This is a genomic window from Streptomyces sp. NPDC059828 (assembly GCF_042731955.1).
GTDB lineage: Bacteria > Actinomycetota > Actinomycetes > Streptomycetales > Streptomycetaceae > Streptomyces.
Genome location: NZ_JBHWIW010000022.1, coordinates 52146 through 73765, shown reverse-complemented (window position 1 = coordinate 73765; position 21620 = coordinate 52146). Strand labels below are relative to the sequence as shown.

Here is a 21620-nt window from a genome sequence, read left to right as displayed (position 1 = left end):
ACCCTGGAGACCGGACGGGAGGGTCAGAGGGGCAGTCCCTCCTTGAGCGTGTCGAGTGCGCGGTCCAGGAGCACGACCAGATCGTCTCGCTGGTCGTGCTCCGCCCAGTAGAGCGTGACCTCGCGCAGGGTGCTGAGCACCGCCGCGGTGCAGACGCGCAACTCCAGGTCGTCGGGCTGCCGCCCGGTTCGCTCGGCCAGCACGCGCGACAGAGGCAGGGCGGTCGCCGTCATGCTCTCGGTCAGCCTGGCCCGTACGGCCGGGACCTGCACCAGCAGCCTGGTGCGCAGGCGTAGTTCGCCGGGGTCGTTTCCCAGGGCGGCCCGGGCGGTGTGTGTGACGGCGGAGCGCAGTGACTCCAGCGGGGGTTCGTCCGCGGGCCGCGCCCGCAGCGCCGACTCCAGCGCGGAAGGCACCGAGGCTCCGGAGGCGTCGTCCGCGGCGAGGACGATGTCCTCCTTGGCCGGGAAGTAGCGGAACAGCGTGGACAAGGAGACCTCGGCCGCCGCCGCGATCTGCTCGGTGGTGGTCGCCTCGTAGCCCTGTTCGGCGATCAGCCGGTACGCGGCCCCGCGGATCGCGGCGCGGGTCTTGAGCTTCTTGCGCTCGCGCAGGCCCAGCACGGGCCGGTGGTCGTCGAGGGTGCGTGCGGTGGCCGCCATGGCTTCATTGTCCTTCCACCGGAGGCTGCCCGGGGCCCGCGACCGAGCCCCGGCCCCGGCCACAGCCCGGCCCCGGTACCGACTCCGGCTCACGAGTGCTGGTACGCCACCAGAGAGATGCCCACGTAGTGGACGACGAAGGCCGCCAGCGTGAACGAGTGGAAGACCTCGTGGAAGCCGAACCACCGCGGCGACGGGTTCGGTCGCTTGATCCCGTAGATCACCCCGCCCGCGCTGTAGAGCAGACCACCGATGATCACGAGCACCAGCACCGCGATGCCGCCCTTGCGCATGAAGTCGGGCAGGAAGAAGACCGCCGCCCAGCCCATCGCTATGTAACAGGGTGTGTACAGCCAGCGAGGGGCGCCCACCCAGAACACCCGGAAGGCGATTCCCGCCACCGCTGCCGCCCAGACCGCCCACAGGAGCACCCGCCCGGTGGAGTCCGGCAGGAGGAGCAGCGTCAGCGGGGTATACGTACCCGCGATGATCAGGAAGATGTTCGCGTGGTCCAGCCGGCGCAGCACGGCAGCGGCCCGTGGGCCCCAGTCGCCTCGGTGGTAGAGCGCGCTCACACCGAAGAGCAGACAGGCGGTGAGCGTATAGATACCGCAAGCGATCCGCCCGCGGGTCGAGTGCGCGAGCGTCGTGAGCACGATGCCCGCGATGACCGCGGCGGGAAACATCCCGGCGTGCAGCCATCCCCGCAGTCGTGGCTTCAGCGCCGGTAGGTGGTCGATCTCGGTCGCATCGGTCGTTTCGGACGCTGCGGCGGCTGCTGTCATGGCGGCATGCTACCTACGCCTCCGTAACCTGACGGAGGGGAGTGCGGCATCCGCGTGGGCAGGAGTGGCCATGCTCACGTGAGACGTCCTCTGGACAGATGCGCACACGGCACGGATGATCAGATGAGTGCGGTCGGCACCGGATGAGCGGCTACGAAGCATCCGGGTCGCAGCCCCCACGGGGCAACAAACTTCAGACCCCTCACTTAGGAGCAATCGTGGCGCGCGACATCGCGGCTCCCGGCACCGTCCCCACCAACCACCAGGAACTCATCGCATGGGTCGATGAGATAGCAGCCATCACGCAGCCGGACAGGGTGGTCTGGTGCGACGGGTCCGAGGCCGAGTACGACCGCCTGAGCGAGGAGCTCGTCGCCAAGGGCACCTTCCGCAAGCTGGACCCGATCAAGCGCCCGAACTCCTACTACGCCGCTTCCGACCCCTCCGACGTCGCCCGTGTCGAGGACCGCACCTTCATCTGCGCCGAGAAGGAGGAGGACGCGGGCCCCACGAACCACTGGAAGGCCCCCGCCGAGATGCGGGAGATCTTCACCGGTGACAAGGGGATCTTCCGCGGCTCGATGAAGGGCCGGACCATGTACGTGGTCCCCTTCTGCATGGGCCCGCTCGGCTCGCCGCTGTCCGCGCTCGGCGTCGAGATCACCGACTCCGCCTATGTCGCGGTCTCCATGCGCACCATGACCCGGATGGGGCAGGACGTCCTCGACCAGCTCGGCGAGGACGGCTTCTTCGTGAAGGCGGTCCACACCCTCGGCGCCCCGCTCGCCGAGGGCGAGGCCGACGTGCCGTGGCCGTGCAACAGCACCAAGTACATCTCGCACTTCCCGGAGTCCCGGGAGATCTGGTCGTACGGGTCCGGCTACGGCGGCAACGCGCTGCTCGGGAAGAAGTGCTACGCCCTGCGCATCGCCTCCGTCATGGCCCGTGACGAGGGCTGGCTCGCCGAGCACATGCTCGTCCTCAAGCTGACCCCGCCGCAGGGTGAGCCCAAGTACGTCGCCGCCGCCTTCCCGTCCGCCTGCGGCAAGACCAACCTCGCCATGCTGGAGCCCACCATCTCCGGCTGGACCGTGGAGACCATCGGCGACGACATCGCCTGGATGCGCTTCGGCGAGGACGGCCGGCTCTACGCGATCAACCCCGAGGCGGGCTTCTTCGGCGTCGCGCCCGGCACCGGTGAGCACACCAACGCCAACGCCATGAAGACCCTGTGGGGCAACGCGGTCTTCACCAACGTCGCGCTCACCGACGACAACGACATCTGGTGGGAGGGCATGACGGAGGACACTCCGGCCCACCTCACCGACTGGAAGGGCAACGACTGGACGCCCGCGTCGGACACCCCGGCCGCGCACCCGAACGCCCGCTTCACCGTCCCGGCCGCGCAGTGCCCGATCATCGCGCCCGAGTGGGAGGACCCGAAGGGCGTGCCGATCTCGGCGATCCTCTTCGGCGGCCGCCGCGCCTCGGCCGTCCCGCTGGTGACCGAGTCCTTCGACTGGCAGCACGGCGTGTTCCTCGGCGCCAACGTCGCCTCCGAGAAGACCGCCGCCGCCGAGGGCAAGGTCGGCGAGCTGCGCCGCGACCCGTTCGCGATGCTGCCCTTCTGCGGCTACAACATGGGCGACTACATGGCCCACTGGATCAAGGTCGGCCAGTCCGCCGACCAGGCCAAGCTGCCGAAGATCTACTACGTGAACTGGTTCCGCAAGAACGACGCGGGCAAGTTCGTCTGGCCCGGCTTCGGCGAGAACAGCCGGGTGCTGAAGTGGATCGTGGAGCGCCTCGAGGGCAAGGCCGAGGGCGTCGAGACCCCGATCGGCATCCTCCCGACGAAGGAGTCGCTGGACACCCAGGGCCTCGAAATGCCCGAGGAGGACCTGGACTTCCTGCTCAAGGTCGACGCCGACGTCTGGCGCGAGGAAGCCGCGCTGGTGCCCGAGCACCTCAACACCTTCGGTGACCACACCCCGAAGGAGCTGTGGGACGAGTACCGCGCACTGGTCACCCGGCTGGGCTGAACACCCACTCGGAGCTGAGGCCCGGGCCCGCACCGTACAACGGCGTACGGGGCGGGCCCCGGCCTTTCTCCGCGGCTTTCCCTCACGAGGAGTTCGACCGGTCGCGGTCCTCCAGATAACGGGTGTGCGTCTGCTGCCGACGAGCCTCCTGCTCCCGGAGCCCCGTGGTGAGCCGCTCCGCCTCCGCGTGCAGCAGCCCGAGCTGCCGCTCAAGATGCCGCTCGGGCGGTTCCCTGCCCGGGCCGAGACGGCCCCACCAGCGGGTGCGCACATAGGTGTCGACGGACTCGGGGATGTCCTGGCGGATCGCCCGGGACAGGGTGTGCACCGCCAACCGGAACCAGCCTTTCCTGATGGCTGGTTCACCGCTGGTCCCGCACTGGGTGGCACCCGGTCCGCGCGCCTCTGCGGCCCGCGGACCGGGGCCGTCAGGGGGCGCCGACGAGCTGCGCGTCGCGCAGGGCGGCGGTATGGGCGTCCATGCACTCGGCGGACAGGATCGCGACCACGGTGTCCGCGCGTGACGCGGCGACGACCAGGGCGCGACCGGCGAGCGCGAGGGCGCGCTCGTGCAGGGTCGCGGGCTCGGCGCCGGTCAGTCCCGCGTGCCGCACGGGCGGAGCGCCGCGCAGCCGGGCGACCTCGGTGGCGATGCGGTCCGCCTCGCTCGTGCGGCCGAGTTCGTCGGTGACGGCGAGGAGCGCGGCGAGGTGACCCGCGAGCTGGATGTCCAGCTCCTCCTCGCGGCTGCGGTGCGGGAAGTCGCTGGTGCCGGAGGCGTCGGCCACCGAATGGACGGACTTCGAGCGGATCGGTTCGTACATGGTGGATGGCCTCCCTCACGCTGCCAGGAGACCATCCTACCTTGGATCCAGTCTAAAGTTATGCCCGATCGGGGAAACGGCCCCTTATGGCTGGCTGTAGCCGTCCAGGAAAGTCCCGATCCGGGTCACCGCGTCCGCCAGGTCCGTGGCGTTCGGCAGGGTCACGATCCGGAAGTGGTCGGGCTCGTGCCAGTTGAACCCGGTCCCGTGCACGACCATGATCTTCTCGGCTCGCAGCAGGTCCAGGACCATCTGCCGGTCGTCCTTGACCTTGTAGACGCTCGGGTCGAGCCGCGGGAACAGATACAGCGCCCCCTTCGGCTTCACGCAGCTCACCCCGGGGATCTGGGTCAGCAGGTCGTACGCCACGTCCCGCTGTTCGAGCAGCCGGCCGCCGGGGAGCACCAGTTCCTCGATCGACTGCCGCCCCTGGAGTGCGGCGGCCACCGCGTGCTGCGCCGGCATGTTGGCGCACAGCCGCATGTTCGCGAGGATCGTCAGGCCCTCGATGTACGAGGTCGCGTGCGCCTTCGGGCCGCAGACCGCGAGCCAGCCGCTGCGGTAGCCCGCAACCCGGTAGTTCTTGGACATCCCGTTGAACGTCAGCACCATCAGGTCGGGTGCGATCGCGGCGGTCGGGGTGTGTGTGGCGCCGTCGTAGAGGATCTTGTCGTAGATCTCGTCGGAGCAGACCACGAGCTGGTGGCGCCGGGCGATCTCGGTGAGGCCGCGCAGCACCTCGTCGTCGTACACGGCGCCGGTGGGGTTGTTCGGGTTGATGATCACGATCGCCTTGGTGCGATCGGTGATCTTCCGCTCGATGTCCGCGAGGTCCGGCATCCAGTCCGACTGCTCGTCGCAGCGGTAGTGCACGGCCGTGCCACCGGCGAGTGAGACGGACGCGGTCCACAGCGGATAGTCCGGAGCCGGCACGAGCACCTCGTCGCCGTCGTCGAGCAGGGCCTGCATCGACATCTGGATCAGCTCGGACACGCCGTTGCCGAGGTAGATGTCCTCGACGGAGAGCGGGATGCCCTTGGTCTCGTAGTGGCTCATGATCGCGCGCCGCGCGCTGAGCAGGCCCTTGGCGTCACCGTAACCGTGGGCGCTGCCCACGTTCCGCAGGATGTCCTCGAGGATCGCGGGGGGGCACTCGAAACCGAAAGCCGCCGGGTTGCCGGTGTTCAGCTTGAGGATGCGGTGGCCGGCTGCCTCCAGCCGCATCGCCTCCTCGAGCACCGGGCCCCGGATCTCGTAACAGACGTTGGCGAGCTTGGTCGACTGGATCACCTGCATGACGCGAGCTTACGGGGGCCTTCCGCGGGGCGCTTGGTGTTTTGGGACACGTCGGGCAGCCGCCGGGAGTCCGGCGCAGCTCGCAGGGGGTACGGGGGTTCGCGGTGCCGCCCGTTCGGGTGGGGCCGGGAGGGGGAGGCGGACTGCCTCAGATACGGCTGCCGGGCCCGGCCGGTGCGACGATGCGGGCCACCGCGGCCACGACGGCGGCGCGGTAGCGCTCCCGGCGCCCGCCGTGCCATGCGGTGCCGTCCGCGTCGGTGGCGGGGCCTCCGGGGGCGGCGAACCAGGACTGGGCCAGGGAGAGCACGAGCGTGAGCATGTCGGCCGGATCGGTGCCCGCGTCGACGCGCCCCGCCTCCTGCTCGGCGGCCACGGCCGCGGTCTTGCCGCGGTAGGCCTCGGCCCCGGCGGCCGAGGTCCCGGGGCGCTCCAGCTGCTTCCAGGCCACGAGCCGCATCAGCGCCGGCCGGTCGGCGAGGTGGTCGAAGATCGCGCCGGCGTATCCCGGCAGGTCCGACGCGTCGAACGGCACCGACTCGGCGCCCTGCTCCATGGCCTGCTGGAGCACCAGGTCGAAGAGCTGCTCCTTGTTGCCGAAGTAGACGTAGATCAGGCGCTTGTTCGCCCCGGCCGTCTCGGCGATGCGGTCGACCCGGGCGCCCGCGATGCCGTACTCGGCGAACTCGGTGAGGGCCGCGTCGAGGAGGCGTGCCTTGGTTGCGCTGGAGTCCCGTGCCACGGAGGCAGCCTACCCGGTAACTATCCAGTTATTGACATGGCGGCGATCCGGCCGCATGATGGAACTAACGAGTTAGTTACTTAGTGGAGGAGAATCGTGATGGAGCAGCGTGCGCTGGGGTCCCAGGGCCTGGTCGTCGGAGCCGAAGGGCTCGGCTGCATGGGGATGAGCGCCTTCTACGGTGCGACCGACGACGCCGAGTCGCTGGCCACGATCGACCGCGCCCTGGAGCTCGGGATCACCATGCTGGACACCGCCGAGGGCTATGGCCCGTACCTCAACGAGGAGCTGGTCGGCAAAGCGGTCGCCGGCCGCCGTGAGCGCGTCGTGATCGCCACCAAGACCGGGGTCGAGTTCACCGACGACGGCACCCTGGTCGGGCTCAACGGCCGGCCCGAGTACATCCACCGGGCCGTGGACGGTTCACTGCGCCGGCTCGGCACGGACCACATCGACCTCTACTATCTGCACCGCGTCGACCCGACCGTGCCCATCGAGGAGAGCGTCGGGGCCATGGCGGAGCTCGTCGCGGCCGGCAAGGTCCGTTATCTGGGGATCAGCGAGGCGGCGGCCGCGACGATCCGGCGGGCTCATGCCGTACACCCGCTGACCGCCGTGCAGACCGAGTACTCGCTGTTCGAGCGGGGAATCGAGGGTGACGGCGTCAAGGCCGCGCTGGAGGAGCTCGGTATCGGCCTCGTCGCGTACTCGCCTCTCGGCCGGGGCTTTCTGTCCGGGGCCATCGGCTCGCCCGCCGACTTCGCCGACGACGACTTCCGCCGTACCGACCCGCGCTTCCAGGGTGAGAACTTCGCCCGCAACCTCGCCGTCGTCGACGAGGTCCGGCGGCTCGCCGCCGAGAAGTCCGCCACTTCGTCCCAGCTCGCACTGGCCTGGGTGCTCGGTCAGGGTGCGGTCCCGATCCCCGGGACCAAGCGCCGCCGCTACCTGGAGGAGAACGCCGCGGCCGTGGCCGTCGACCTCAGCGCCGACGACCTCGCGGCCATCGAGGCGGTGGCACCGCGGGGAGTCGCCTCCGGTGACCGCTATGCGCCCCATCTGATGCAGACCCTCAACGGCTGAGCCGCGAGGGGCGGGCGCTCCGCAGGTGAGTCGGGCGGGGGCGGTGGCGAGGGTGGCCGATTATCGAATAGCTCATATGTTCGGTTTCTCGGTATCCTGGAACCATGGCCGCGGTCCCTCTGCAAGGCTCGCTCTTCGACCAGACCGACGAGATCCGCCTCGGTCCGCTGAGGCGTGCGGACATCCGCCGCACCGTGCTCGGCGACGGAGCCTGGCTCGACACCCTGCCCGGCTGGCTCTCCGGAGCGGGCGCTTTGTTCGAGGCGCTGGCCGGGGGTGTCGCCTGGCGCGCCGAACGCTGGCGGATGTACGACCGCGAGGTCGACGTGCCCCGCCTCCTCGCGCACTACCCCGCGGGCGAGCCACTGCCGCACCCCGTCATCGCCGAGGCCAGGGACGCCCTGTCCGCGTACTACGCCGGTGAACTCGGCGAGCCCTTCGTGTCGGCGGGGCTCTGCTACTACCGCGACGGCCGCGACAGCGTCGCCTGGCACGGCGACACGAACGGACGCGGCTCCCGCCAGGACACCATGGTCGCCATTCTCTCCGTCGGTTTCCCGCGCGACCTCGCGCTGCGGTCCCGCAGTGGTCGTCATGCCCCGGTCCGCAGGGCGCTGGGGCACGGCGACCTGGTCGTCATGGGTGGTTCCTGTCAGCGCACATGGGAGCACGCCGTGCCGAAGACCGCGCGGGCGGTCGGGCCCCGGATCAGCATCCAGTTCCGGCCGCGCGGGGTGAGCTGAGCCCGACGGGCCGGTGCGTCCACCCGCCCGACGGGCCCGACTCTTAAGGGACTTTGAAGAACCGCTTAGGGCTCTTTTCTCAACGGTGTCACCGGGACTTCCGCTGCATATGGTCCCGGAGGAACGTCCGTCGAGGAGGAGCAGGAGCAGCGGTCATATGGGCACCGATCACGCGAAGCACGGTCGTCATTCGGCACCGTCGAGGAAGCCACGGCTGAAGATATCGGTGGCTGCGGGAGTCGCCATCGCGGTACTCGGCGGCGGCTCCGCACTCGCCTGTATCGACACGGGCCAGGGCTCGGGCAGACCCGTGGCGCAGGCGGGGCAGTCCGGACAGTCGAAGAAGTCGCGTACGCCGAGTGCGGAATCCGGCTCCGCCGCGCGTCCCGGGGGGAACGGAAACGCCAGGGGGAACGGGCACGGAAGACCGGCGAGCGCGACCCGGCCTGGAGAGGCGAATACGTCGAAGGCCTCCACGCCCAAGAGTTCCGAGCAGGGGACTGCCCCGGGCGCGAGCCGTAGCTCGCCCGGTCGTGCGAAGGCGGCGGCCCTCGTCACCAGCGGCGGCAACCGGGCCGTCCCCGATGTCACGGAGCAGGCGATCGGATATCTCGCCGTCGACTTCGACTACGCGGGCACCGACTTCCTTCCCCGCTACACCCAGTGCAGTGCCGCCGTGGTCTCGCGGAACGTCATCGCGACGGCCGCGCACTGCGTCGTCAAGCCGAATGAACGCGCCGGGAACCGGGAAGCGTTCTTCGCCCCCGCCCTGAATTCCAGCAAGCAGCCCAAGTTCAAGGACTACTACCGCTCCTCGCGTATTTTCGTCCACCCCGAGTACAACGCGGGCAGGAGCTCCTGGGAACGCACCGCGTACGACGTCGCCTTCGTGGTGCTGGAGCCGAAGAACGGACGCAGCATCGGCGATACGGTCGGCTGGGTCCCGAGCCGTTCGGAGAACTCCCTCACCGGTCGCCAGTTGAAGATCGCCGGTTATCCCTCGGAGGCCGTCGGCCGTTACCGCCTGGACCTGTGCCAGAAGCAGACGCGTGCGCTGCCCGCCAACCGCGGCAAGGACCCCGACAGCTCGGTGATCTGGGGTGTGAACACCTGCTCCAACCTGGGTGACGGCGCATCGGGCGGCCCCTGGTTCGCCGACCAGGGCGGCGGCAACTGGGTCATGGTCGGGGTGAACCACGGCACGTTCAAGCACAACGGACAGAACGCGGCGGCCGCGGCGACACTCGGCGACGACGCCTGGCGGACCTTCCAGACGGCCAAGCGCTTCGCCGGCGACAAGGGCTGAGCGAGGCCACCGGGCTCAACGGGCGAGCAGCCCCCGCGCGCGGCGGCGGACTGCTCGCCCCTGTGCGTCGCCCTTCGGCGTGACCAGTGGGAGCGACACCTGCACGCGGGCACCGCCCATCGGGGAGCGGGCGATGCCCAGCCGCCCCCCGGCGTCCCGGACGGCCCGGTCCGCGATGTTGAGCCCGAGCCCGGTGGACCCTCCTTCGCTGACGCCGCGCGCCAGCGCGCTGTGCGGATCGACGATGCCGGGCCCGGCATCGTCCACGGTGAACAGCACCGCCTGCGCGGAGCGCTCGACGCGGACGCAGAGCGCGGTGCCCTGGGCGGTGTGCCGGAAGACATTGCCGAGGAGGGTGTCCACGACCGTGGCCAGGTCCTCCTGCGCCATGCGCACGGCCGTGGCTTCGGAGGTCACTTCGCGTGTGCAGGAGCGGTGCTGCTGCTCGGCCAGTACGCCCCAGAAGTCCAGTCGACGCCCGACGAGTTCGGCTACCGAGCAGTACCCGGGTTCGTGGTCCTCGTCGGGCAGGGCCGACGAGGCGAGGGGCGTGCGGGCGGCGGAGATCATCGTGTCGACCTCCGACTCCAGCTCGGACACGGCCGCGGTGAGACGGCGCACGTCGGTCGTCCCGCCCAGACGTTCCGCTTCGAGGCGCAGGGCCGTGAGCGGTGTACGCAGCCGGTGTGACAGATCCGCGATCAGCTCACGCTCCACGGCGAGGAGTTGTGTGATCCGGTCGGCCATCCCGTTGAAGGCGGCCCCGACCTCCCGGAGTTCCGCGGGCCCATGAGGTTCGACCCGGGCCATCAGATCACCGGCGCCCAGCGCGTGCGCGGCCCGGGACAGTCCCCGGGCCGACCGGATGACACCGCCCCCGAGCCGGTCGGCGACCAGGACCGACCCGACGACAAGTCCGAGCGCCAGCACGGACATCACGGCCCAGGAGGTGGCCACCCCTTCGGTGAGCTCGTCCTCGTTCGCGTACGCCTCGATCACGGCGACCCCGCCCCCGGGCAGGACGACGGGGTGCAGGTAGACCCACCCGCCGGCGACGTCGAGGGACGAGGTCTTCCTGAGCCGGACTGCCCTCAGCAGCTCGGCACGGGGAGCACGCGGCGTACCGGCGAACTGCCCGTCGGGCAGCCGCACGGCAAGCCGCCGCCCCTGCGGATCGGTCTCCGCAAGCACCTGCCTCACCTTGCCGGGCTGTGTGGTGAACGCGAGCAGCGGAGCGAGCGCCGTGGCCTGCAGCTCGGCGGCGGAGGTCACACGCTCCCTGGCCTGGGAGCGGACGAGCAGACTCAGCGGTACGAGGAAGGAGAGTGTGATGACGAGCGTCACGCCGAGCGAGACCCCCGCGAGCGCGCGCCTCACCGCGGGGTCACCAGCTTGATGCCGATGCCCCGCACGGTGTGCAGATAACGCGGCGCGGCCGGGCTCTCGCCCAGCTTGCGGCGCAGCGCCGAGAGATGCACGTCCACGGTCTGCTCGTCCACGTACGGCCGACGCCACACATCGGTCAGGATGCGGCGCCGCGACACCACCTGGTCGGCCCTGCTGACCAGATACGCGAGCAGATCGAACTCCCTCCTGGTGAGCACGAGTTCATGCCCGGCAAGAAATGCCGTGCGCGCGAGAGGATCGATGAGGAGTTCCCCGATCCGCAGTGCCGCCGACACCACCGGTGCGTGGTCCGCCGGCGCCGACCGCCGCAGCACGGCAGCGAGCCGCGCCGCGAGTTGCCCGCCGGAGAACGGTTTGACGACGTAGTCGTCCGCCCCCGCGTTGAGCACCCTGATGATCTCCGCGTCGTCATCGCGCGCCGTGGCCACGAGTACCGGCACCCGCGAGATCCCGCGCAGCATCCGCAGCACGTCCATTCCGTCCAGATCGGGTAGCCCGAGGTCGAGCACGACGGCATCCGGCGGATCCTGCGCCGCCTCCCGCAACGCATCGAACCCGGCCGCGGCGGTGCGCACGGCATGCCCGTGCGCGGACAGCGCCTCGATGAGCGCGGTCCGTATGACGGGGTCGTCTTCGACGAGCAGGACGGAGGCCATGGGCGTGCACGTTAGCTCCTCGCTTTCAGGCTCGCTTCGGCAGCCTGCTCATTTCGCAAACTGGTCGACCGTGAATTGATCTTCGACGCGGTCGGCCGCGGTATGGGGAAAATCCGCTGCCGGTGAAGTGCGCCTTCCGAGTTGTCCCCCCCCCCGGTGGGAAAGCGCAGGGAGTTCGCACGTGCCCGGCGCGCGCATGGCGAGGTTCCCGCTCCATTTGCGGGGTGTCCCGGTAATTCAGCCACCTGCCGTGATCTCCACAGAAAAGCGGAGGGCTCTCATCCGGATTTTGTGTTGTCGGTGACTGCTGGACGTCTTCCGTGCATGCGGCTACATTCAGCCATCTAGTGGCTGGTTGACGTCATGCCACGGCCGACACGTAACAGCGATGGTCCGGCGAGTGGTGCCGTCGGGGGCCCTGCGTGCAGGCGCGGGGGACGGGACCCGGGGGGAGTCGATGGTTCGGCGCGCCCCTTGATCGCCGGGCTGACGAGTGACCAGGAGCGACCAGGTGGTTCAGCCCGGACAGTACGCCCGGCCCGCATCAGCGGCGGGGGCAGGGGAGGCGCGGACCACCGGCTCCGCGAGCGAGGATGCCGGCAACCACGACGACTACGCCGGCACTCCCGAAGGCACCGAGCATGTGCACCGCGTCGGCGACACCGCCCTCGTGCGGATCGTCCGCTGCCGCCCCGCTTCCGCCTCCGCAGCCGGTTCCGTCGACCGGGCCGCGGCCGAACTGCACGACCGTCACGGGGCCGCGCTGCTCCGGTTCGCGGCACTGTGCGCCGCCACCCCGCACGCCGCCGACGAACTCGCCGCCGAGGCGGGCCGCAAGGCGGTACGCGACGCCTCGGCGCTGTCCGAGCCCGCCTGGCGGCCCCATCTGCTCAGCACCGTGCTGTCCGTCGCCGGCACTTGGCTGCGCTCGGGCCGTGGCACCGACCTCGGACCCGATCTGCGGACCGCGCTGGAGGCCTCCGGAGAGGGCCAGGGCAGTGGGCCGTCGCTGATCCTGGAGGCCTTCACGAGCCTTCCGTCGCAGACCCAGACACTGCTGTGGCACGACACCGTGGAGGGCGAGGAGCTCCCGGAGATCCTGCGCTACATCGGCGCCACCGAGGCCGACCTCCCCCCAGGCAGCCCTGGCAACGCCCGCGATGCCTTCCGTGCCGCCTATGTGCGGGCCTACGAGGAGCAGGCGGCAGGCGACTGCCGTCACTTCAAGCGCATCGTCGTGGCGTCCGCACGGCTCGCCAACCACCCGGTGGACGGCCATCTGAAGTCCCATCTCGCACAGTGCCCGGGAGGGTGCAGCCGGGCCTACGACGACCTGCGGCGGATGCTGGGGCGCCACGACATCCTGCTCGCCGAGGGCATCCTGGCCTGGGGCGGTGCCCGCTACATCGCGGAACGCCCGGCCGGTGAGCGCCGGGTCGGCGCGAGCGGCCTCGCGAAACCCGGCCCTGACCGCAAGCAGCGCACACGCCGACTGGCGGCCGTGGGTGCGCTCGTCTGCCTCGCCGTCGCCGTACCGGCCACCATCGTCGCGTTCACCGAGGGCGGCCCCGCACACCCGACCGCCGTCAGCGGGACCCTCGTACCCGGAGCCGCCGGGACATCGCTGCTGCCGTCGGCACCGGGCTCGGCATCGGCCTCACCGTCGGCCTCTCCGTCTGCGTCCGCGTCGCCGTCGGCCACACCCAAGCCCCCGGCACGCCCCAGCGCCTCCCCGAGCCGCAAGCCCGCGACACCCGCGCCACCGGTGGTTCCCGGTGCCGCCGTCTCCTGGAGCTGGCGCGGGAAGACCGGCGCCACGACCACCGACGCCTCCGGCAACGGCAACACCGGCGTGCTGGTCAACGGCCCGACCCCCGACGGCAGTGGGGCGCTGCGCTTCGACGGGCAGAGCCAGTACGTCGAGTCGGTACGCCCCGCGGTGGACACCAACCAGAGCTTCACCGTCGCCGCCTGGGTGAACCTCGCCTCCAAGGGCGACTTCCACACGGCGCTCAGCCAGGACGGCGACCGGATCAGCGGCTTCTTCCTCCAGTACGACCCACGCGTCGACCGCTGGACCATGGCCGTCCGCGACGACGACTCCACCCGCGCCGACAAGGACCAGGCCGAGTCCGTGACGCGGCCTGCGGTCGGCACCTGGGCGCACCTCACCGGCGTCTACGACGACGGAAGGGACGAGATCCGCCTGTACGTCAACGGCGTACTGGAGGACACCGCGAAGCACTCCGGTGACTGGGGCGCCGACGGCAACTTCGTCGTCGGGCGCGCCAAGTGGAACGGCGGGGACGCCGACCGGTTCTCCGGACTCATCGGCGACGTACGCGCCTTCCCGCGCGCCCTCGGGGACTCGGAGGCCGCCACGCTGGCGACGACCCCGCCGAAGTGACGCCAAGGTCAGCCGTCAGCCGTCAGCCGTCAGCCGTCAGCCGTCAGCCGTCAGCCGTCAGCCGTCAGCGTCCAGCGGGCGCAGGCGGCAGCGGGCCGGTCCGGTCGCGCGCAGCGTGATCTCCGCAGTGACCGGGACCTCCGTGTCCAACGCCTCGAGCTCGTACTCCCGCAGGATCATCGACAGCGCGAGCACCGACTCCAGCATCGAGAAGTGCTGACCGATACAGGCCCGCGGTCCGCCTCCGAACGGGAACCAGGCGTACCGCGGCCTGTCCTTCTCGCGCCCCGGCGCGAAACGGTCGGGGTCGAAACGGTCCGGCTCCTCCCAGTAACGCGGATGCCGGTGCGTCACCCACGGCGCCACGATCACATCCGCCCCGGCCGGGATCTCGTATCCGCCGACCTCGATCGCGGCCACCGCCTGCCGCCCGATCACCGGCGCCGCCGGATAGAGCCGCATGGCCTCCTTCAGCACCTGCGTCAGATACGGGAGCGCGTCGACGTCGTACGCCTCGGGCGTCCGCCCCGCCAGCACGCCCACGGCCTCCGCCCGCGCCCTGGCCTGGAGTTCGGGGTGCCTGGCCAGCAGGTGCAGGGCGAACGCCAGCGAGGTGGCGGTCGTCTCGTGCCCCGCGAGCAGGAAGATCAGCACCTGGTCCCGGATCTCCGACGCGTCCAGGCTGCCGTCCTCGGCGCTCTGCGCCTGCGCGAGGAGAGTCAGCAGGTCGTCCCCCTTCGCCTCGTCCCCTTCGGCACGCCGCTGCTCGATGATCCGGTCGCACACCCCGTACAGCTCCCGTGTCGCCGTGGCGGCCTCGCGGTTGGCCGGGGTCGGCCAGGAGCGGGGCGGGTTGAGGGGCGAATAGCCGCGGCGCAGGGTGTAGTTGCCGATCACCGGGAAACAGCGCTCGATGACGTGCACCGCCTCCTCGACATCAGTGCCGAACAGGATGCGGGCCACCGCGCGCAACGCGAGACCGGTCATCTCGTCGACCACGTCGACGGTGCCGCCCGGGGAGTCCTTCCAGCGCGCGAGCAGCGCGGCGGTCTCGTCCGTGACGGCCCCGGCGTAGCCGTCGACCCGGCGACGTGTGAACAGCGGCTGGACGAGCCGGCGTTGCCGCATGTAGTCGTCGTCCTGGCTGGTCAGCAGGCCGTTGCCGAAGGACTCCCGGACCTCCTGGTAGAAGGCGTTGTCCTTGCGGAAGCCGGCCGCGTCGGTGGCCAGCACCTGCTGGGCGCCCTCGGCGGAGAACACCCCGTACAGCTCCATCCGCAGCCCGGGCGGGCCGGCGGTGAACCTGACGATGTCACCGTGTTCGTGACAGGCATTCAGGTAGGTGCCGAGGGAGTCCCTCTTGAGGTCGAGCAGCGAGCCCAGTAGGGGCGCCCCGGCAGGGCCGGGGATCCTCCCGTCCGCCGCCGTCATGCCGTGCTGCCGTCCAGGAGGGCGGTCCGGTCAGCCGACCTGGACCACATGAGACGCTGGCTCATGGTTTCTCCGCCACTTCTCCGATGCTGCTTCCGATGACGTCCGTTGGCGGATCATGCCATGCGTCCGGAAGGGCGCACGAGACCTGTCTCATAGGCGAAGACCGCGGCCTGTGTCCGGTCACGCAGCCCCAACTTGTAGAGAATCCGGCCCACATGGGTCTTCACGGTCTGCTCGGCGAGGACCAGTTGCCCGGCGATCTCCGCGTTCGACAGGCCCTGGGCTATCAGGGACAGGACCTCGGTCTCGCGTTCCGTCAGTGCTCCCACACGGTCCTTGTGCGGGACGCGCAACGACGTCCGGGTGACCCGGGAGTACTCGCCGATGAGTCGCTTGGTGAGGTTGGGGGAGAGCAGGGCTTCACCAGCCGCCACCACCCGCACGGCGTGGGCCAGTTCGTCCGCCGACGCGTCCTTGAGCAGGAATCCGGACGCACCTGCGCGCAGCGCCTCGTACACGTACTCGTCCAGATCGAAGGTGGTCAGGACGAGGACCCTGACGGTGGAGTCGGCGGGGGCGGTGATCCGCCGGGCCGCCTCGATACCGCCGAGCCCGGGCATACGGATGTCCATCAGCACGACATCCGGCATGAGTCCGGAGACCTGGGCGATGGCGTCGTGACCGTCGACGGCCTGGCCGACGACCTCGATGTCCGGTTCGGAGTTCAGGAGCACGGTGAAGCCCTGGCGGACCATCATCTGGTCGTCGGCGATCAGCACGCGGATGGGGGGCGTCGTCATACGGGGTCCTCGGCGGAGTCCTTTGCGTGAGCGCGAGCGGGGGCGGGGGCAGCTGAGGCGGTGGGCAGGATCGCGGTCACTTCCCAGCCGCCTTCGGGCGTACGCCCCGCGGCGAGCTCGCCGCCCAGCATGGCGGCGCGCTCGCGCATCCCCAGGAGTCCGTGACCGGCGCCGGGCGGGTGCGTGGGAGGCGTGCGGGGCGGGGTGTTGGTGATCCGCAGGGTCAGAGCGTCCGGTCGGTAGCCGAGCTCCACCCGGACCGCCGCGCCGGTGGCATGCCGCATCGCGTTGCTCAGGGCCTCCTGGACGATACGGAACGCCGACAGCTCGACACCGGGGGACAGAGGGCGCCGCTCGCCGGTGGTCCCCGTGGTGACCGTGAGCCCGGCGCCGCGCACATTGGCGACCAGCTCGTCCAGTCGGGCGAGGGTGGGCTGCGGGGCATGCCGCACGCCGTCCGCCGCCGCGTCCTCGGCGCGCAGCACCCCCAGGACGCGGCGGAGTTCGGTGAGCGCCTCCACTGCGTTCTCGCGGATGCCGGCGAGATTCTCCTTGAGCGCTTCCGGAGGGTCCTCGATCAGACGCGGGGCGACCTGTGCCTGGATGGAGATCACCGACATGTGGTGGGCGACCACGTCGTGCAGCTCGCGGGCGATGCGGTTGCGCTCCTCCAGCAGGGTGCGCCGGGCGCGTTCGCCGGCGGTGAGGACCTGCTGCTCGACGAGACGTTCCCGGGCGACCCTCCGTGTGCGCAGCGAGCTGCCGATGGCGACGGCGCCCGAGAAGCAGATCAGTCCCCACTCGGTGAGGACCCCGTTGTACTCGGGGGGTGGCGCGACGGCAGTGTGGTACTGCCCCAGCAGCAGCGTGACCCCCAGCGCCGTCACGGCGGCGACGGGGCGGACCCGCAACGAGAGAAGCAGCAGCACGAAGGAGTGCAGCGCGATGCCGCCCACGGTCCACGGCCAATGTGTGTCGGGCCCGGCGTTCCACCGGAGCTGCGCGACCAGGAAGAGCGCGAGCGTGGACAGCCACCAGGCGGGTGCCGGCCGGAACAGCGCCACCACGGGCGCCGCGGTCTGGGCTGCGGCGAGCAGGCTCACCATGGGCACCGGGCCCGAGCCGACGAGGTCGTTCATGTTGAGCATCAGCAGCAGCACGGCCAGCAGCACCATGTGGACGTGCGGCAGCCAGCCCAGCCACCCCGTGCGCGGCAGTGGGTGGCGGGCCACCGTCCACAGGTCCTCGCGCACGGCGCGCGCCGCCGCGCGCAGCGCCTTCAGCAACCGTCCGTCCCCGCTCGTCGCGTCCCCCTCGCTCACAAGTCGCATCCTAAGGACGGCCCTTCACGGCCGTGCGGAGGGTTCGCTGTTCGCGTACCACCCGGGGCCCGCCGCGGCTCGCCCGCTGCCGCTGCTCGTACGTGCGGAACGCCGCCCAGCACGCGAGCAGGGCCAGCACGAACACGGGCAGCCAGGCGAGACGGGCGAACACCCAGCCCGCCCCGTCCGGGACGGTGTGCAGCCCCGGCAGCGGGTCGCCGGTGAGCAGACCGCTCGCGGTGACCGCCATCATCGCGGTCTGGTGCCACAGGAACACGGTCATCGCCGAGAGGTTCACCAGCGCCACGGCGGCCCAGACGGCGGGGCGGCGCAGCACCCTGCGCAGCGGTTCGAGCAGCAGCAGGGCGGCGCCGCACTGGGCGAGGCCGAAGGTGACGGCAGCGAGGGTGGGCGGGTTGAGGTTGGACACCTCCGCGCCCGGGACCCCGACCATGGAGGCCGGATAGCCCGCCACCGCGACCAGTACGGCGGTGACGGCGGCCCCGCCGAGCAGCAGCGTCCAGCGGATCGCGGGGCGCGGCAGGCCGTCGCGGGTCCAGAGCGCGCCGAGGCAGTAGGGGACGGCCCAGCCCGCCGCCACGTTGACCCAGCCGACCCCGTTGTCCGACCGCAGGACACCGAACCGGAGCAGGTCCACATGCAGGACGACGGTGATCGGCCACAGCGGGTTGAGCCGTACCAGCAGGGGCGTGGCCGCCGTCAGTGCCGCGAAGACCAGCAGGAACCAGAGCGGGGACAGCACCAGCTTGAGGAGCGCGCGTACCGTCTCCACGCCGGCTCCGGACACCAGCAGCGCGCCCGCCACCACGGCCCACACCACCAGCACGGCCGCGACCGGCCGGAACAGCCGGGCCATCCGGGCGCCGAGCCACTTCCCGTAGCTCTCGCCGCGGGCGTGCGCCGACGCGTAGCCCGCCGCGCCCAGCTTCCCGCCCACCAGGAAGAACACCGCGAGAGTCTGGAACAGCCAGGAGACCGGGGTGAGCTGCGGCATGTACGACAGCGGACTCGTGGCGCGCAGCGTGCCGCTGTCGGCGACCAGCGCGGTCACCAGCCAGTGGCCGAGCACGACGCCGAGGATGGCGAAGGCGCGCAGGGCGTCGACGGCACGGTCGCGGTTCGGGGGAGTGGCGGCTTCGATCCGCCGGATCAGCTCATGCACGACCGGTCTCCTGGGAGCTGGAAGAGGTGTCGGAAGGGGCGCGTCCCGAGACGATCCGGGCGATGTTCGCCAACGCGGTGGAACCGGGCTTCAGATAGTCGCTGTGGCCGGCGTCCCCCGCCGTGAACACCCGGGCGCCGAACTCCTCGGACACCGGGTCGTTGCTTCCCAGTCCGAGGTCCGCGAACGGCAACGGCACACTGACGTGCGGGACGTACGCGATCCAGTCGCCGGATCCCCGACCCGCCCAGACGGTGGCCTTGGTGCGCAGGGACACGGCGGAGTCGACGCCCGCTCCGGGGCTGCCGTAGAGCACGATGTCGGACACGGATGCCATGGCGGCGGCACCCGTCCCGGAGGCGGCGACACCGCAGACCACCGAGCCGTAGGAATGGCAGAGCAGCGAGACCCGGGCCGTCGGCCTGAGGGTGCCGAGGCCCCTGACGAAGGAGCTGAGCTGAGGGGCGGCCTCCTCGGCGCGGCCGGGAGTCAGCACCTCCGGGCCCACGGTGCTCGGCGTCCGGTACCCGAGCCAGGCGACCACGGCCGCCCGCTCGCCCAGTTCCTCGCGCAAGGCCGCCGCGCCCGCCCGGAAACGTTCGTACGTGTCGAGGCTGGTGTCCGAGCCGGGTACGAGCACGGCGATCCGCTCGGCGGTCGCGAGGTCTCCGAAGACCTCGGCCGTACGACCGCCGTCCCGTCCGTCGAAGGTGAGGAACCGTCGCTCCGGGGTCGCCAGGGCGCGCAGCGCGGCGGCCCGGCGCCGGTCGCCGTGCTCGATGGCCATCCGTTCGGCGGCCCGGATGCCTTCGCGGTTCACGGCGTAACGCGCGGCGAGGGCTTCGGGGGTGGCCGTCCCGATCGGGGCGAGTGCGGGCGGAGCGGGCGCGGGGACGGCGGAGGGCCGGGCCGCTCCCGACAGCGGGAGCGCCACCGAGGCCATCACGAGCGCGGCGAGAAGGGTGCGACCGAACCGGCGCCTGCGCGGGCGAGTTGCCATGGTGGATTTGCTCCTCTTGTACCGGATGTGTGGCTGGGTCCGGGAGAGAAGCTATGGATCAAACGGCTTGGTTCGCGTCACACCAGGGAGCCCACCTGGGACGTAGCTCCCAGGTATGACAGGTGTGACGGCCTGGGGCGGGGGCGGTAGCCTCGTGCTTCGTGCCGACCGGCGGGCCGACCGGCGAGCCGGGTGGGAAGCCGGGGCGGGGAAGAGTGGGGAAGAGCTGACTGCCCATGTGGATGCGGACTGCGGCCGGTGCGCGCCGGCTGGGGGTGGCCGGGTCGCTCGCGATGGCCGTGGGCGGACTGGGCGCCGGGAGTCTGCCCGCGTTCGACCCCTGGGGGCTGTGGCAGCAACGGGGTTCCCTGACGCCCGTGGCTCTCGCCTCAGCCGTGCTCGCGTACGTCGGCCTCACGCTGCTGGTCGTGGCGTGGTGGGGGTACCGGGAACGGGTGTCCGAGGAGCAGGCGTACGAGGAGCCGCCGTCCGGGGAGCTGCCGTCCGGTGTGCACCGGGTGCGCGAGACCCTCGTGACCCTCGTCTGGTGGACCGCGCCACTGCTGCTCGCGCCCCCGCTCTACAGCGCCGATGTGTACAGCTACGTCGCCCAGGGCGCGATGGTGCTGGAAGGCCACGATGTGTACGCGCACGGGCCTTCGGTGCTGGGTCCCGACTCGCTCGGCGCCGACGCGGCGGCGAGCGTGGGCGGGAACTGGACCGATACGCCCGCGCCGTACGGACCGGTCTTCCTGCTGCTCGCGAAGGGCGTGGTCTGGATCACCGGTGGGACCGTGGTGCCCGCCGTGTTCGGGATGCGGCTGCTGGCTGTCGCCGCGCTCGCCCTGATGGTGTGGTCGGTGCGGCGGCTGGCCGTGGAGTGCGGTGCGGACGAGGGCCGGGCGTTGTGGCTGGCGGCGCTCAATCCGCTGCTGCTGATGCACATGGTCGGTGGCATGCACAACGACGGGCTGATGATCGCCCTGATGCTCGCCGGTGTCGTCTGCGCGCTGCGCGGGCGGTGGCTGCTGGGCAGCGCGGTCGTCGGCCTCGCGATGATGGTCAAGTCGCCGGCCGCCGTCGCGCTGCTCTTCATCGGGGTGATCGTCGTCAGAGGGGGGCGGGGGACGGCTGCCGCCCGCGTGACGACGGCTGTCATCGGTCCGGTGGCGGTCGCCGGTTCGGTCGCCGCGGGCGCGACCCTGCTCGCCGGCACCGGCTTCGGCTGGCTGCACACCCAGAGCGTCGCCGCGTCGGTGCACACGCCGCTCTCGCTGACCAGTGACATCGGCCTGGCGGTGGGACATCTGGCGCGACTCGCGGTCGGCACGGACCCGATGACGGTCAAGAGCGCGGCCCAGACCCTCGGCCTCGCCGCCGCCCTCGCCGTGATCGCCTGGCTGGTGGTCCGCTGCCTGCGCGGCCTGCTGCACCCCGTCCACGGCCTGGGCCTGTCCCTGCTGGCCCTGGTCGCGCTCTCGCCGATGGTGCAGCCCTGGTATCTGCTGTGGGGATCGGTGACGGTCGCCGCCGCCGTGAAGGCGTGGGGCGGTCGGCTCATCCGCGTGCTGCTGGTGCTCTCCACGGCCCTGGTGTACGAGACCCAGCCCTCCGGCCACACCCCCGCCTTCGGCTTCGTGCTGGGCGCCCTCGCGGCCGCGCTCGCGGTGGCCGTCCTGCGGGGCGGAACGGCAGCGCGGGCCCAGGGCGCCGCCGGGAAGCCCGTACTGCCCAGGCCCCGTTCCGAGCAGGGCAAGCCCACGGACTCCCAAGCCATGGCTTGGAGATCACCAAGCCAATTCAAGGATTGACTGGGGTGTCCGGCCTGCCCGAAGATCAACACAGGGCCCAAGGGCGGCAACCCGTCCCCCTGTCCCGCCGAGGTCCGGACCGGAGCGGGATCGGGGGCGGGTGCCGACCCGCCCGCC

At 71.2% G+C, this 21620-nt stretch carries 18 protein-coding genes and 1 pseudogene; 6 read left to right on the top strand and 13 right to left on the bottom strand.

Features of this window, described 5'->3' with window-relative positions; translation table 11 throughout:
- Positions 1–23: 23 nt before the first annotated feature.
- Both ACFV6V_RS15865 and ACFV6V_RS15860 read right to left on the bottom strand, forming a co-directional pair.
- The gene (locus tag ACFV6V_RS15865; protein WP_385564724.1) at positions 24–662 is read right to left on the bottom strand and encodes a TetR/AcrR family transcriptional regulator; all 639 of its coding nucleotides are present in this window, start codon (positions 660–662) and stop codon (positions 24–26) included.
- Between the two features lie 89 nt (positions 663–751).
- Positions 752–1447, bottom strand: a complete 696-nt coding sequence (locus ACFV6V_RS15860; protein WP_385564721.1) for a hemolysin III family protein — start codon at positions 1445–1447, stop codon at positions 752–754.
- Positions 1448–1665: 218 nt separating this feature from the next.
- Between ACFV6V_RS15860 and ACFV6V_RS15855 the strand changes: the two genes are divergently transcribed.
- Positions 1666–3489, top strand: coding sequence for a phosphoenolpyruvate carboxykinase (GTP) (locus tag ACFV6V_RS15855; protein ID WP_385564718.1), 1824 nt, complete (start codon positions 1666–1668; stop codon positions 3487–3489).
- A gap of 82 nt (positions 3490–3571) precedes the next feature.
- On the opposite strand, the pseudogene ACFV6V_RS15850 reads toward ACFV6V_RS15855, so the two are convergent.
- The 4 genes and pseudogenes from ACFV6V_RS15850 to ACFV6V_RS15835 all read right to left on the bottom strand — a co-directional run.
- A pseudogene (locus tag ACFV6V_RS15850) lies at positions 3572–3817 on the bottom strand (hypothetical protein); the annotation flags it as partial.
- A gap of 100 nt (positions 3818–3917) precedes the next feature.
- Complete coding sequence (locus ACFV6V_RS15845; protein ID WP_385564715.1) at positions 3918–4313, bottom strand: hypothetical protein; 396 nt, start codon at positions 4311–4313, stop codon at positions 3918–3920.
- Between the two features lie 84 nt (positions 4314–4397).
- Complete coding sequence (locus ACFV6V_RS15840; RefSeq protein ID WP_385564713.1) at positions 4398–5609, bottom strand: pyridoxal phosphate-dependent aminotransferase; 1212 nt, start codon at positions 5607–5609, stop codon at positions 4398–4400.
- A gap of 148 nt (positions 5610–5757) precedes the next feature.
- The gene (locus tag ACFV6V_RS15835) at positions 5758–6351 is read right to left on the bottom strand and encodes a TetR family transcriptional regulator (protein ID WP_385564710.1); all 594 of its coding nucleotides are present in this window, start codon (positions 6349–6351) and stop codon (positions 5758–5760) included.
- A gap of 99 nt (positions 6352–6450) precedes the next feature.
- Here ACFV6V_RS15835 and ACFV6V_RS15830 point away from each other — a divergent pair, with 99 nt between their 5' ends.
- The 3 genes from ACFV6V_RS15830 to ACFV6V_RS15820 all read left to right on the top strand — a co-directional run bounded on the left by ACFV6V_RS15830 (position 6451) and on the right by ACFV6V_RS15820 (position 9483).
- Complete coding sequence (locus ACFV6V_RS15830; RefSeq protein ID WP_385564707.1) at positions 6451–7434, top strand: aldo/keto reductase; 984 nt, start codon at positions 6451–6453, stop codon at positions 7432–7434.
- A 104-nt stretch (positions 7435–7538) separates the two neighbouring features.
- Entirely contained in the window at positions 7539–8177 is a 639-nt protein-coding gene (locus ACFV6V_RS15825; RefSeq protein WP_385564704.1) for an alpha-ketoglutarate-dependent dioxygenase AlkB, read from the top strand.
- 226 nt (positions 8178–8403) lie between these two features.
- On the top strand, positions 8404–9483 hold the full coding sequence (locus ACFV6V_RS15820; protein WP_385564702.1) for a trypsin-like serine peptidase: 1080 nt from the start codon (positions 8404–8406) through the stop codon (positions 9481–9483).
- Between the two features lie 15 nt (positions 9484–9498).
- On the opposite strand, the gene ACFV6V_RS15815 is transcribed toward ACFV6V_RS15820, so the two are convergent.
- Positions 9499–10860 (bottom strand): ATP-binding protein, encoded by a 1362-nt coding sequence (locus ACFV6V_RS15815; protein WP_385564699.1) that lies wholly within the window; start codon positions 10858–10860, stop codon positions 9499–9501.
- A complete protein-coding gene (locus tag ACFV6V_RS15810; protein WP_385564697.1) occupies positions 10857–11546 on the bottom strand; it encodes a response regulator transcription factor in 690 nt (229 codons plus the stop codon). Before ACFV6V_RS15810 ends, ACFV6V_RS15815 begins: the two co-directional genes overlap by 4 nt.
- Positions 11547–12057: 511 nt before the next feature.
- On the opposite strand from ACFV6V_RS15810, the gene ACFV6V_RS15805 reads away from it, so the two are divergent.
- A complete protein-coding gene (locus ACFV6V_RS15805) occupies positions 12058–13953 on the top strand; it encodes a LamG-like jellyroll fold domain-containing protein (protein WP_385564694.1) in 1896 nt (631 codons plus the stop codon).
- A 57-nt stretch (positions 13954–14010) separates the two neighbouring features.
- Here the strand turns inward: ACFV6V_RS15805 and ACFV6V_RS15800 are convergent, their stop codons facing one another.
- The 5 genes from ACFV6V_RS15800 to ACFV6V_RS15780 form a co-directional block, all read right to left on the bottom strand.
- Positions 14011–15384 (bottom strand): cytochrome P450, encoded by a 1374-nt coding sequence (locus tag ACFV6V_RS15800; protein WP_385564691.1) that lies wholly within the window; start codon positions 15382–15384, stop codon positions 14011–14013.
- A gap of 116 nt (positions 15385–15500) precedes the next feature.
- Positions 15501–16187: a response regulator gene (locus ACFV6V_RS15795; RefSeq protein WP_385564688.1), complete on the bottom strand. Its 687-nt coding sequence runs from the start codon at positions 16185–16187 to the stop codon at positions 15501–15503.
- Positions 16184–17509 (bottom strand): sensor histidine kinase, encoded by a 1326-nt coding sequence (locus ACFV6V_RS15790; RefSeq protein ID WP_385564685.1) that lies wholly within the window; start codon positions 17507–17509, stop codon positions 16184–16186. Before ACFV6V_RS15790 ends, ACFV6V_RS15795 begins: the two co-directional genes overlap by 4 nt.
- A 10-nt stretch (positions 17510–17519) precedes the next feature.
- On the bottom strand, positions 17520–18692 hold the full coding sequence (locus tag ACFV6V_RS15785) for an acyltransferase (RefSeq protein ID WP_385564682.1): 1173 nt from the start codon (positions 18690–18692) through the stop codon (positions 17520–17522).
- Positions 18685–19692 (bottom strand): alpha/beta hydrolase, encoded by a 1008-nt coding sequence (locus tag ACFV6V_RS15780; protein WP_385564679.1) that lies wholly within the window; start codon positions 19690–19692, stop codon positions 18685–18687. Before ACFV6V_RS15780 ends, ACFV6V_RS15785 begins: the two co-directional genes overlap by 8 nt.
- Positions 19693–19928: 236 nt before the next feature.
- Between ACFV6V_RS15780 and mptB the strand changes: the two genes are divergently transcribed.
- Positions 19929–21503, top strand: coding sequence for a polyprenol phosphomannose-dependent alpha 1,6 mannosyltransferase MptB (mptB, locus tag ACFV6V_RS15775; protein ID WP_385564676.1), 1575 nt, complete (start codon positions 19929–19931; stop codon positions 21501–21503).
- The last annotated feature ends 117 nt before the right edge of the window (positions 21504–21620 follow it).